Source organism: uncultured Winogradskyella sp. (genome assembly GCF_947495255.1).
Classification (GTDB): Bacteria; Bacteroidota; Bacteroidia; order Flavobacteriales; family Flavobacteriaceae; genus Winogradskyella.
The window spans coordinates 277,013-290,493 of sequence record NZ_CANLYI010000008.1 but is presented as its reverse complement, the minus strand read 5'-3'; the positions used below and the strand labels follow the sequence as shown (position 1 = coordinate 290,493).

The window sequence follows — 13,481 nt, the reverse complement described above, 5'->3', positions numbered from 1 at the left end:
ATGTATATATCGATATTGTAAAACCCTTACTAGTGTTCTAGTAAGGGTTTTTTTGTTTTATGTTTTTACGTTTTGTTGAAACTTACTGGGAACTATTAAGAATATTTTAAACTAATAGGTTGAGGAAGTACATTACTTTTTTTTAAACATACTATTCATAATAGTATTAATACCAACAGCTAATAAAACAATAGCAAGAATACAGAGTATAATAGATACAATAAGAAGTGGAATATAAAGTGCTTTGTTTTGATTATTGAATGCTAAATGGAGCATTGTAGGTCCTAAAAACATTAATATTAAGCAAAGTAATAACTGTTTTAACCCTTTCGTTAAAATCTCTTTATCTGTTTTGTTATTTTCTTCCATGAATAATACTTTGTCTTACTGACTTATGTTTAGTTAATAATAATGAAGCTTCAAGCTCTTCTATTTTTAATTCTTGCATTATCATAGCAATACCACGCTTTACAAGTTTATCATTACTTAATTGCATATCAACCATTTTATTCCCTTTTACTTTTCCTAACCGAATCATACTTGTGGTTGTAATCATGTTAAGAACGAGTTTTTGAGCCGTACCAGCTTTCATTCTAGAACTACCGGTTAAAAATTCGGGTCCAACGATAACCTCTATTGGATATTTTGCAGTTAATGATAATGGGCTATTTCTATTACAAGTTATACATGAAGTTATAATGTTATTCTTATTACAGATTTTTAATGCATGTATAACATATGGAGTTGTGCCTGATGCCGCAATACCAATTACTATATCTTTTTTTGTAATATTAATATTTAATAAATCGTTCCAGCCTTGAGTAGGAGAGTCTTCTGCATTTTCAACAGCTTTTCTAATAGCCTTATCTCCTCCTGCAATTATTCCTATTACGAGGCCTTGCGGTACTCCAAAAGTAGGTGGACATTCAGATGCATCTAAAACTCCTAATCTTCCACTTGTACCGGCTCCAATATATATTAATCTTCCTCCATTTTTTAACTTCGAAACCACTTCGGTAATCACTGTTTCAATTTTGGGAATTGATTTTTCTACTGCTAACGGTACTAATTTATCTTCATTATTAATGTAGTGGATAATCTCTTTAACGGACATGTTTTCGAGATTATTATAATTTGAATCTTGCTCAGTAGTTTTTATAAATGTCATGATTTAAAGATATAAATAATTATTTTAGATATTTAAATTGTGATAGTATGAAATACTAATAAATAAAAAAAGCTAATCTATTCTATAAAATATATAACTTCTTCAACTTCAGATAATCTAAAATAACCAAATGGATAATTATCTTCATTTGTAATATTTATGCAGTTACCTCTTACTGTAGCCGGTTGTGTTTCAAATGGTCCACCACCATCATCACTACCTTGTTGTAATAGAATAAACATGAATTCATAATATTGTTTAGATACACCAAAGTGGCGAATAGTTAATTCGTTTCCTGGTTCTAAGTCTTCTTCGGAATAAAAGCCAAAAATTTGATTACCATCAATAAACCGATCTTCAGCTACATCTAAAGAGGGTGTATCTGAAAAATCAGTATAATATTCAAAGAAATAATAGTTGTCTATATCTGCAGGGTCCGTAAAATAAACCTTAACTTCAATTTCATCTCCTACGAAACCGCCTTCATCATTTTGCTCAATATAATCTATTGGCACAACTGATTTTAAAGTTTCTGTAGCTGTATAAACTTCATTATCGTAATTGATGACTAATGTGTACATTTCATCAATTATAGGTGTAAAATTATTAGTTTTATATATACCGCTGTTATTTTCTTCTAAAAATGAAAATGTATTTCCATTACTATCAATAATTTCAACTAAAGCATCATTAGCAGGCGGAATTATTTCATCAAAAAATGGTGCAGAAAGTGATAATTTTATACTTTGCTCATTTCCAGTTGTGTTTTTGTACCAATCTATAGACGCTTCAATCACCAATCTTGGTTCAGCTTCATTTAAATTAACATCAATTACATCTTCACATGTATAGAATAAAGAACATAATATAAATAGATAAATTATTTTTTTCATGATTTAAAATTTAAAATTATAAGAGATTGAAGGTACCATTCCAAAAATAGCAAGTTGTACAGCTTCATTGGTTCCTGTATCACTATTTTCTCGAAATGATATACTAGCTGCATTTTTACGACCATAAACATTATAAATACCGAATACCCATTCTCCTTTAAAACTTTTTTTACTCTCGGGTTTAGGGTTAAAGTTTGCTGATATATCTAAACGATGATACGTTGGAAGTCTGCTTGAATTTCTAGCTTCATAATTAGGAATTACTAGTCCGTTGTATTCATATTGGCTATTAGGATAAGTTGTTGGTTGACCCGTTTGGAATATGAAATTTGAATTAATAGACCATTTTTTATTGAGTTCATAACTTCCAGTCAGTGAAATATCGTGGGTTTTATCATAAGCTGTGTTGTACCATTGTCCATTATTTATTCCGGTTTCGACTACCGTTCTTCCAGGAGTTTTTTGTTCAGATTTAGAAAGTGTATAAGCCAACCAACCTGTAAATCGCCCTTCATTTTTTCTAAGCAGAACTTCTAATCCATATGCTCTTGCTTCTCCATTAAGAATTACTTGCTCTATAGCGTCATTAGCAATTAAATCAGCACCATCAACATAATCAATTCGATTTTTTATAGTTTTATAGAAGCTTTCAACCTCTAATGAATAAGTGTTATTTTTAAAAGTTTTAAAATATCCAATGGCGACTTGATCTAATAATTGAGGTTTTACATATTTTCCACTTGGTGTCCAAACATCTAATGGTGTTGGAGAAGATGTGTTAGATAATAAATGTAAGTACTGGCTCATACGATTGTAACTTGCCTTTACAGAAGAAACATCATTTAATTGGTATGCAATAGCTAATCTTGGTTCTAAGTTAGCAAATGACTTTATAACATCACTCTTATTAAAAGTTTCAGTACCTATTGGATCTGCCTTTTCATAAATGCCGATTTCCTCATTAAAAGTTAAAGGTAAATCATTCTCGTAAATATTTAATTCATCCTGACCTAAACGGTGAAACATACTCAATCTAGCCCCATAACTTACAGAAAGTTTATTACTTAATTTATGTTCTGCATCTATGTAAATAGCATTTTCAAAGGCGTACTTATCTATTAATTTGTAAGGATTGATTCCTGAAGTATCGGTTGTAGGTTTAATTTCTCCAGGATTAAAATCGTAATACATACTATTAAACCCATACTCTAATTTGAAATTATTATTTATGTAATGTTTAAAATCGTATTTGAGGTTGAAATTTTTAATACCAGAAACCCAATCGAACTCAACGAAACCTAATTCTAATCCGTAGTAATAGTCCGAATAAATTAAAGATAGATTAGAAAATATTTTATCAGAAAATAAATGATTCCATCGAAAGTTAAGTACAGTATTACCAAATGTATTTTGAAAACTATCAGAGATTTCAAATACATCTCTCCCAAAATATCCTGACAAGTAAATATTGTTATTACTGTTAATATTGTAGCTTAATTTGGTGTTTAAATCATAGAAGTAAGCTTTACTATCAATATCGAAAAGCGGTAAAAATAAATGAGCATAACTACTTCTTCCTCCAATTAAAAACGAACCTTTTTCTTTTTTTATAGGCCCTTCTGCTAGTAAACGACTCGAAATTAAGCCAATTCCACCATTCATGTGAAACGAATTACTGTTTCCTTCTTTTTGGTAAATATCTAATACAGAGGATACACGTCCACCGTATTTAGCAGGAATTCCTCCTTTATAGAGTTTTAAATCTTTAATTGCATCTGGATTAAATACAGAAAAGAAACCAAACAGGTGTGACGAGTTAAAAATGGTAGCTTCATCTAAAAGTATTAAATTTTGATCAGCTGCACCACCTCTAACATTAAACCCAGAAGCGCCTTCTCCTGCATTGGTTACTCCTGGTAGTAGTGTTATTGATTTTATTACATCTACTTCTCCTAAAACAACAGGCATATTCTTTATTGTTTTAATAGATAAAGAATTAACACTCATTTGAGGTTTCTTAATATTTAATTTTTCAATATTTTCTGTAATAATAACTTCATCTAAACTTTCGGCAGCTTCTTCAAGTTTATAATTTTTAGAGAGGTCTGATGTAAGCTCTATAGTTTCATTTATAGTAGTAAAACCTAAATAACTAATTTGAATATCATAAGTACCAGAAGGTAACGTGATAGAGTAGAAGCCATATTCGTTAGTCATGGTTCCTGTTTGTAATGCCGGAATTATAATATTAACACCAATTAGTGTTTCATTACTGAGATTATCTGAAATTGTTCCGCTTAATGTGAATTTTTCTTGAGCTTTGAGATTAAAGGAATACAATAGGAGACATAGTATAAATCCTCTGAAAAGTAATTTCATATGTGATGAATATTGAATATGATTGATGATGAGTTTTTATTATAACGATTAACTTATAATGATGTTACGTTAAAAGTAAATTAAAAGCATAAAAAAAGCTTCTCGAAAGAAGCTTTTTAACATAACCTTAATCTAAATAAGATTAATTGATAATATCATTAAATACTTTACTAGGACGCATTGCATTAGAAATCAATTCTTCGTTAGGCAAATAGTAACCATCAATATTTACAGGTTCACCTTGGCAATCTATTAATTCTTTAACAATAGTTTCTTCACTAGAGGATAGATTTTTGTAGATTTCTGTAAATTCAGCTTTCAAATCTGCATCACTATCTTGGTTAGCCAAAGCTTCAGCCCAATATAAAGCTAAATAGAAATGACTACCTCTATTATCTAATTCATTTACTTTTCTAGAAGGTCCTTTTTTGTTTTCTAGTAATTTATCTGAAGCATCATCTAAAGTTGCTCCTAAAATACTAGCTTTTTTATTCTTGTTTACTTCAGAAAAATGCTCTAATGAAACTGCTAATGCTAAAAATTCACCTAAAGAATCCCATCGTAAGTGATCTTCTTCAATAAATTGCTGAACATGTTTTGGTGCAGATCCACCAGCTCCAGTTTCAAATAAGCCACCACCATTCATCAACGGAACAATAGATAACATTTTTGCACTTGTTCCTACTTCTAAAATAGGGAATAAATCAGTTAAATAATCTCTTAAAACATTTCCAGTTACAGAGATTGTATCCTTTCCTTCTTTAATTCTTTCTAAAGTAAATTTAGTGGCATCAACAAGAGATAAAATTCTAATATCTAAACCTTCAGTATCATGATCTTTTAAATATGTATTTACCTTTTTAATTAATTCTGCATCATGTGCTCTTTTCTTATCTAACCAGAAAACAGCAGGTGTTTTAGAAGCTCTCGCTCTTGTAACGGCTAACTTTACCCAATCTTGGATTGGTGCATCTTTAACCTGGCACATTCTCCAAATATCACCAGCTTCAACTTTATGTGTTAATAGTATATTACCATCAGCATCGATTACTTCAACTTTTCCTTTAGAAGCAATTTCAAAAGTCTTGTCATGAGAACCGTATTCTTCGGCTTTCTGAGCCATTAACCCAACATTAGGAACTGTCCCCATAGTTGTAGGGTCAAATGCGCCATGTTTTTTACAGAAGTCAATTGTTGTGCTATAAATACCAGCATAACTACTATCTGGTATTACCGCTTTAGTATCTTGTTGTTTACCTTCAGCATTCCACATCTGACCAGAAGTTCTAATCATTGCAGGCATAGAAGCATCAATAATAACATCACTTGGTACATGTAAATTCGTAATTCCTCTATCTGAATTTACCATAGCTAAATCTGCGCTATGATCTAGTGCAAATCTAATATCATCTCTAATTTCGTCGCGTTTATCTTCTGGTAAATCATGTAATTTTTCAAGTAAATTACCAAAGCCATTGTTAACATCAACGCCAATTTTATCGAAGGTCTTACCATGTTTTTCAAATAAATCTTTAAAAAAGACACGTACTGCGTGCCCAAAAATAATTGGGTCAGAAACTTTCATCATTGTTGCTTTCATGTGTAACGAAAACAATACACTTTGATCTAAAGCATCTTCTACTTGCTCTTCTAAAAATTCAAGCAATGCCTTTTTGCTCATTATAGTAGCATCAATAATTTCGTCTTTTAATAGATCTAAACCTTCTTTTAATTTGGTTTTATTGCCTTTAGTATCTGTATGAACTATATTGATTGAAGTCGCATTAGCAAGAGTAACTGATTTTTCATTGTGTGCAAAATCACCTTTAGTCATTGTTGCTACATGTGTTTTAGAATCTGATGACCAAGCTCCCATACTATGTGGATTTTTCTTAGCATAATTCTTAACAGCTTTTGGTGCACGTCTATCTGAGTTTCCTTCTCTCAATACAGGATTTACAGCACTACCTTTAATTTTATCGTAACGTGATTTAATTTCCTTTTCAGTATCATCTTTTGGTTCTTCCGGATAATCAGGAATCTTAAATCCTTTTCCTTGCAATTCTTCTATCGCTGCAGTAAGTTGTGGAACTGATGCACTAATATTTGGTAATTTTATAATATTAGCCTCTGGTTTTTTTACCAATTCGGCTAATTCAGCTATGGTATCCGTTACTTTTTGATCGTCTGTTAAAAAATCTGGGAAAATTGCTAATATTCTAGCAGCTAATGATATATCTTTTGTTTCTATAGCAATACCTGAAGACTCTGTAAATGCTTTAACAATTGGTAAAAATGAACGTGTTGCTAAAGCTGGTGCTTCATCCGTTTTTGTATAAACAATCTTTGCTGTTTTTGTCATAAGTCTTGAAAATAATTAGAATAATAAGTTGCTTAAAATTAAGCAGAGCAAATATACGAAAACGTTTGATTTTTTGGGTGCTAGATTTGTACTAAAGAGCACCAATATTTAAGGAATTAATAAAATACTACTTAAAACCAACGATTTATTGTTTTATCTTAATATTAAAGCTTTCTAGCAGTCCAGAAATATTTTCATTTGAAAATGAAGCGTTCTTAATTTGATTTTTAGAAGGATTAATATTGAAGTTAATAGCTGATGTAAAATCTGCTTGTTCAATGTTAGTTCTGTCAAAAGTAGACATGTATAAATCACAATCTTTAAATCGTGTTTTTTTAGCTTCAGCTTCTGTGAAATCTACCTGATGCATAGTGCAATTTAGAAACTGAGTATGGTTTATTTTTACTTGATAGAAGCCACTGAGGTTTAAAATGCAATTTGTAAATTTAAAAGACAACAAGAATGGATTACAACTTTGAAATAATACACCTAAAATTTTACAACCTATAAAAGCAACGTCATTGAAAGTGGTATTCATTACATTGACATTGCTAAAATTACAATCTACAAAATCACATTCAGTGAAGTTAACGTTAGAAACATCCGAGCTTTCAAATGTGCAATTTGTGAATACACAGCCTGTATATTCTGCCTTTGGAAGCAGGTTTGTCGTAAAATCTTTTGAGTTAAAATACTTTTGGTCTATTAGGTGTGAGTTCATCTTACAAGAATACAAAAGAAATGGATGAATTGTATAAATGACTTTTAAAATGTAATGCTTTTTTTATAAAAATAAAAAGCCATATCACTCAGAAAAATCTCTGCTGACATGGCTTTCTTAGAAACAGTACTAACTTTTTCACCTATTTAGTTTACACTAACTCTTCTGCCTGACTAATGTCAACAGTTTTTCAGTTTTAGGGTTTCTGTTTCAAATTTCGAAACATTTCATATCTTTCAAAATGTATTGACCTGATATTACTTTGATTCTTAGGTTTGTTTTTCTTGATGTTTTTCCTAAGATACTCACTCGCATGAACGAAAATTAGGTTTAAAACATTGCTCATCTTTTTCATGTTCACTTTCGATTCCATTACTTTTTCTGAGCTTTCTACTTTAATAAGGTAACCTACGAAAGTATGTTACAAAATTAAAGTTTCATGATTGCTTCACAGGCACTTGTAGATGCAAGTTGCTAAACAATCTCAAAAAATAACCTCAATACATAAAGAACGAGTCTTTAGTAACAATTAACATTAATTTTAATGAAACTTAAAAACCAAACCAGGTTTGTTATTAATTGTTTCACTAAATTACATAAATATTTCGAAAAATAATTATTTTTAACTTATTAGATATCAACAGTTTGTGAACCGTAGTTATTAACAATTGTTTATAACCAAAAAAAGCCTTCTTTTCAGAAGGCTCTTTATTGTAATATATAAGTTTGAATTATCTTCTAACTTCTTTGATTCTCGCTTTTTTACCAGTAAGACCTCTAAAGTAGAAAATTCTAGCTCTACGTACTTTACCTCGTTTGTTAACTTCTACCTTTTGTAAAGCAGGTAAGTTTACTGGGAAGATACGCTCTACACCAACTGTTCCTGACATTTTACGGATAGTAAACGTTTCAGAAGATCCGCTTCCTTTACGTTGTAATACAACACCTCTAAAAAACTGCGTACGCACTTTTTCACCTTCTCTAATTTCGTAGTATACTGTAATTGTATCACCGGCTCCAAATTCAGGAAACTCTTTACGTGTTACAAATTCGTCTTGTACAAATTTTACTAAATTCATTTTTTAATTATTTATAATAGTTAATTCAAAGCAACATTCACGATTATCGCCAGAGGTTGGTCTAAATTGGTTTGCAAAAGTAGTACTTTTTTGATTAAACACAATAGATTTAAAATTAAAATTTAATCTTCAAGCAAATCTGGTCGTCTTTCTTGTGTTCTCTTATAGGCTTGGTCTTCTCTCCATTTTTCAATTTTAGCAAAGTTTCCACTGAATAATACTTCTGGAACCTTCATCCCATCATATTCTCTTGGTTTGGTATAAATTGGTGGTGCTAATAAATTATCTTGAAAAGAATCGGTAAGAGCAGAGGTCTCGTTGCCTAAAACTCCTGGAATTAAGCGTATTACAGAATCGCATAATACGGCTGCAGCTAACTCTCCTCCAGAGAGTACATAATCTCCTATTGATATTTCTCTTGTAATAAATCTATCGCGTACACGTTGATCAACACCTTTATAATGTCCGCAAAGAATTATGATATTTTCTTTTAAAGAGGTTTGGTTGGCAATACTCTGATTTAATTGCTCACCATCAGGAGTCATATAAATAATCTCGTCGTAATTACGTTCACATTGTAATTTAGAAATGCATTTATCAATAGGAGCAATACTCATTACCATGCCTGCGCCTCCACCAAACTGAGTGTCATCAACAGATTTGTAACCTCCTGTTGCAAAATCTCTTAAATTATGAAAATGAACTTCTACCAAACCAGCTTCTATTGCTCTTTTTAAGATTGAGGCTTCAAAAGGACTTTTTAATAGTTCTGGTAAAACAGTTATGATATCTATGCGCATAGTTTATTTGTATAATTTGCGAAGATAAGATTAATTGAGGAAATTTATAAAGGTGCTCTATTCTAAAATACACTCTTCGCAATTATATTCTTCAATAAAAAAATCCGCAATTTAAAATTACGGATTCATTAGTTGTTATATAATATGCTGAGTTTGTTGTTTCTTAAGACTTCTGCTTATTTAATTCGTCTTGTAATTGACGTCTTACTTTTTGCTCTCGTTCTAGAGCGTTTCGTCTGTGTTCTTCAAATTCAGTTTCTACTTCTTCTAATTTATGCTTAGCATCTTTAGTTGCAGAATTACTACCTTTAAATTTATAAATAAATAATAGAAGTAAAGCAAAAAGTCCACCAATTATACTCCACATTAAGACTTTATAACTAGCTTTACTAGTTTGTATTCCAAATAACGAAATATTATCTTTTTCGTCATTAGTAGCATTTAAAGTAGTTTCTGTATTTGCTAAATTAGATTTTAAACTTTCAATTTCATCAGCTTGCTTTTTTACAACGGCTTGCGTATCTGATAAATCTTTATGGACAGCCTTAAGTGTATCTGCAACATGAGCTTTTAAAGTAAATAACCATGTTCTCTTTACAACTTTATATTCTTGATACTTACCAGATTTTCGAATTAAATATTCAAACTGATTATCTATTGTACCACTGTTAAGAGATAATTTCTCTTCTGTTTCTGTTTCAGTTTGTGCTTCTATAGTTTGTAAACTAAGTGTAACTAAAAGAATTACAGAGACTTTGGTTAGGAATTTCATCTAATGAGTAATTTTGGTTTTGATGGATTAATTGATTGCCAAGATAATAATTTTATGAGTATTTCCATAAACATTTATCAAACAAATAGCCTCACAATGACGTGAGGCAATTTATATACGGTAGAATTAATAGTTTAGATGTTAATAGATGTAGTAATAATCTACATTTTATATGTTGTAAGTATAAAACTATAAGTAAGTATCAAATTTTACAGCAAAAAAAATCCTGCCATAAGGCAGGATTTCTTTCATTTTCTTTTTCACAAATTCTAATAATAAGCATAGCGTCTTACTTTAGAAATATATTTTGCTAAACGAATAACTTGATGACTATATCCATATTCGTTATCATACCATATATATAGTATAGCATTTTTCCCATCTTCTCTAACAATAGTTGCTTTGCTATCGTAGATAGAAGGAGCGGAGCTTCCTACAATATCACTAGATACGAGTTCGTCACTCATTTCGTATTTTATTTGTTCTACCAGATCACCTTCAAGAGCATACTTTTTCATTATTGTATTTATACTGTCTACTGAAGTCTCATTTTTTAATTCTAAATTCAAAATAGCTAATGATCCATTTGGTACAGGTACTCTAATAGCATTTGAAGTTAGTTTACCTTCTAAAGATGGTAATGCTTTACTTACTGCTTTACCAGCACCTGTTTCAGTAATGACCATGTTTAAGGCAGCAGCACGTCCACGTCTATATTTACTGTGAAAATTATCTACTAAATTTTGATCGTTAGTATAAGCGTGTATCGTTTCTAAATGACCTGTTATAATACCAAAAGAATCCTCAACTGCTTTTAATATTGGTGTAATTGCATTGGTAGTGCAAGAAGCTGCAGAAAATATTTTTACTTTATCAGGATTATGTTCTTTATGATTTACACCATGTACAATATTAGGTATCCCTTTTCCTGGTGCTGTTAATAATACTTTGTCAACTCCCTTGGCTTTTAGGTGTCTACTTAATGCTTCTTTATCTCTAAACGCACCTGTATTATCTATAATTAAGGCATTTTTAATACCGTGTTTTGTATAATCAATGTCTTCTGGCTTATTAGCTGAAATAATTTTTACAGTAGTTCCGTTAATAATTAAAGCAGAGTTTTTTACATCGACACTAACCATTCCGCAAAAATCACCATGTACAGAGTCGTTTCTTAATAACGAAGCTCGCTTTTCTAATACGGTTTCATTAATCTCTCCTCTAGTTACAATGGCTCTCAATCTTAATTGGTTTCCTTTACCTGTACGTGTCATTAACTCACGCGCTACTAAACGGCCAATTCTACCAAAACCATAAAGAACAACATCTTTTGGTTCAATAGCTTTATTATCTTTAGCATTACCCAGCTTTGCAGCAACAAAAGCAGTTGCGTTGCTGTATTTTTGATCTTCTAAATGAAATTCATAAGTCAGTTTTCCTATGTCTAACTTCGCTGGCGGAAAATTTAAAGCACTAATAGCTTGTGCAATTTCAACAGAATCGAAAATAGAAATTGGTTTTTGAACAAATTCACCTGCATATTCATGTAGATTTAAAATTTCGCTCACATTTCTGTCTATTAATTGATTTCTAAACAAAACGAGCTCAATAGATTTATCATACCATAAGTCGCTTATGATTTTTATAAATTCTACCGTTGCTCTGCGACGATCAGCTTGAAACGCTAACTCCTTTTCGTAAGTGGCATTAAAACCCATATTTTATTAGTTAAGAGATTAAATTGTTGTTTATTAATTTTGCAAAAATACTATATTTCAAACGTTTTCGTAGAACATTTTAACGAAAATTAAAACCCTTCAAAGAATAATACTTTGAAGGGTTCTTTTAACCTAATATTTATTTCAATTTAACTAAAATTATAGACGACTTTTTCTCCTTTATTATTTATGACTTCAATTTGAAGTGGCTCATTTAAAGATCTTGCCTTTACTGCATTTTCTGCGTCATCAATAGAGTTTAATTTTTTACCATTTATTTTTGAAATAATAGAACCTTCTTCAATTCCATTTTTATTCCAATAGGCTTTATAATTTTTATCGAATTTAGAAATTTTTACACCAGAATCCGTTTTATACTTTTTAAGGTCTTGCTTTGTAGCATTCTTTATAATACCTATTGTTGGTAAAATATATGTAGATGGTTTTAGCAATGTTACTGGTAAAGTTTCTTCTTCACCATCTCTAAGTAATGTAACGTTTACTACATCATCTGGACTTTTAGTTTTTAAATAACCTGTTAAGTCTGAAAATTTATGGATTTTAACGTTGTCAATCTTATTAATAATATCACCAGATTGTATACCTGCTTTTTCTGCTCCTGTATCTTCTTGTACTTCGCTAACATAAAACCCTTCAGTTGTAGTTGTTCCTAATTCTTCAGCAGCTGCACTATTTAAAGCACCACCAACAACACCAAGAATACCATTTTGCACGTTACCGTATTCCATAATATCATTTACAATTTTACGAGCAATATTACTTGGTACGGCAAAAGAATAACCAATATAAGAACCGGTTTGTGATGAAATAGCGGTATTAATTCCTATTAAATCACCATTTGTGTTTACCAAAGCTCCACCAGAGTTTCCTGGGTTTACAGCTGCATCTGTTTGGATAAAAGATTGCGAATGGTTACCCGATAAATCTCTAGATTTTGCACTTATAATTCCGGCTGTAACTGTAGAGTTAAGGTTAAAAGGATTACCTACGGCTAAAACCCATTCTCCAACTTTAGCATTATCAGAATCGCCAAAAGCCATAAATGGCAAGTCTTCATCGGTTACAATTTTTAATAATGCAATATCTGTAGTTTCGTCTGTACCAATCAATTCTGCCAGATAGGCTTTATTATTATTTAAAGTAATGCTAATTTCGTTTGCATTTTTAATAACATGGTTGTTTGTTACAATGTAACCTGTTGGTGAAATGATAACACCACTACCTGTGCCAACTTGCGCACGTTGCGAGCTACGACCATAAAACAAGTCTCTCATTGATGTTGGAGCATTTACAATAGCTGTGTTTTTTACATGTACTACGGCATCTAAAGATTTATCCGCAGCTTCAACAAAATTAGGAGCAATTGCAGCGTTATTAATTGTGTTAACAGAATTATTTGTTGGCACAAACACTGGTAAATCATTAGATTGCTCTACCGCTAATTGTTGTGACTCTTGTTCAACAAAAATTTTGTAACCTCCTAAAGTTAAAAGTCCACCTAATGCCGAAACAAATACTAATGTTATAATCTTCTTCATAATTTTTCAGATTTAAGTTTAATTATATTT

General features: G+C 30.9%; 11 protein-coding genes. All 11 read right to left on the bottom strand.

Translation table 11 applies throughout. The features are described from left to right. Positions 1-132 precede the first annotated feature (132 nt). Complete coding sequence (locus tag Q0807_RS14975) at positions 133-369, bottom strand: DUF6095 family protein (protein WP_299111171.1); 237 nt, start codon at positions 367-369, stop codon at positions 133-135. Continuing rightward, positions 356-1,168 (bottom strand): N-acetylmuramic acid 6-phosphate etherase, encoded by an 813-nt coding sequence (gene murQ / locus Q0807_RS14970; protein ID WP_299111169.1) that lies wholly within the window; start codon positions 1,166-1,168, stop codon positions 356-358. Before murQ ends, Q0807_RS14975 begins: the two co-directional genes overlap by 14 nt. 77 nt (positions 1,169-1,245) lie before the next feature. Continuing rightward, positions 1,246-2,061, bottom strand: a complete 816-nt coding sequence (locus Q0807_RS14965) for a DUF4249 domain-containing protein (protein WP_299111166.1) — start codon at positions 2,059-2,061, stop codon at positions 1,246-1,248. Positions 2,062-2,064: 3 nt separating this feature from the next. After that, the gene (locus Q0807_RS14960; protein ID WP_299111164.1) at positions 2,065-4,440 is read right to left on the bottom strand and encodes a TonB-dependent receptor; all 2,376 of its coding nucleotides are present in this window, start codon (positions 4,438-4,440) and stop codon (positions 2,065-2,067) included. A gap of 142 nt (positions 4,441-4,582) precedes the next feature. Beyond that, positions 4,583-6,802 (bottom strand): NADP-dependent isocitrate dehydrogenase, encoded by a 2,220-nt coding sequence (locus tag Q0807_RS14955; RefSeq protein ID WP_299111162.1) that lies wholly within the window; start codon positions 6,800-6,802, stop codon positions 4,583-4,585. Positions 6,803-6,947: 145 nt separating this feature from the next. Further along, positions 6,948-7,523 carry a pentapeptide repeat-containing protein gene (locus Q0807_RS14950; RefSeq protein ID WP_299111160.1) on the bottom strand — a complete coding sequence of 192 codons (576 nt, stop codon included), beginning with the start codon at positions 7,521-7,523 and terminating at the stop codon, positions 6,948-6,950. Positions 7,524-8,254: 731 nt separating this feature from the next. After that, a complete protein-coding gene (gene rplS / locus Q0807_RS14945; protein WP_299111158.1) occupies positions 8,255-8,602 on the bottom strand; it encodes a 50S ribosomal protein L19 in 348 nt (115 codons plus the stop codon). Between the two features lie 122 nt (positions 8,603-8,724). Next, the gene (gene trmD, locus Q0807_RS14940; protein WP_299111156.1) at positions 8,725-9,402 is read right to left on the bottom strand and encodes a tRNA (guanosine(37)-N1)-methyltransferase TrmD; all 678 of its coding nucleotides are present in this window, start codon (positions 9,400-9,402) and stop codon (positions 8,725-8,727) included. A 163-nt stretch (positions 9,403-9,565) separates the two neighbouring features. Beyond that, complete coding sequence (locus Q0807_RS14935) at positions 9,566-10,174, bottom strand: tRNA (guanine-N1)-methyltransferase (RefSeq protein WP_299111154.1); 609 nt, start codon at positions 10,172-10,174, stop codon at positions 9,566-9,568. A gap of 269 nt (positions 10,175-10,443) precedes the next feature. Next, positions 10,444-11,892 carry a glyceraldehyde-3-phosphate dehydrogenase gene (locus Q0807_RS14930; protein ID WP_299111152.1) on the bottom strand — a complete coding sequence of 483 codons (1,449 nt, stop codon included), beginning with the start codon at positions 11,890-11,892 and terminating at the stop codon, positions 10,444-10,446. 149 nt (positions 11,893-12,041) lie between these two features. Further along, positions 12,042-13,451 carry a trypsin-like peptidase domain-containing protein gene (locus Q0807_RS14925; protein WP_299111149.1) on the bottom strand — a complete coding sequence of 470 codons (1,410 nt, stop codon included), beginning with the start codon at positions 13,449-13,451 and terminating at the stop codon, positions 12,042-12,044. Positions 13,452-13,481 lie beyond the last annotated feature (30 nt).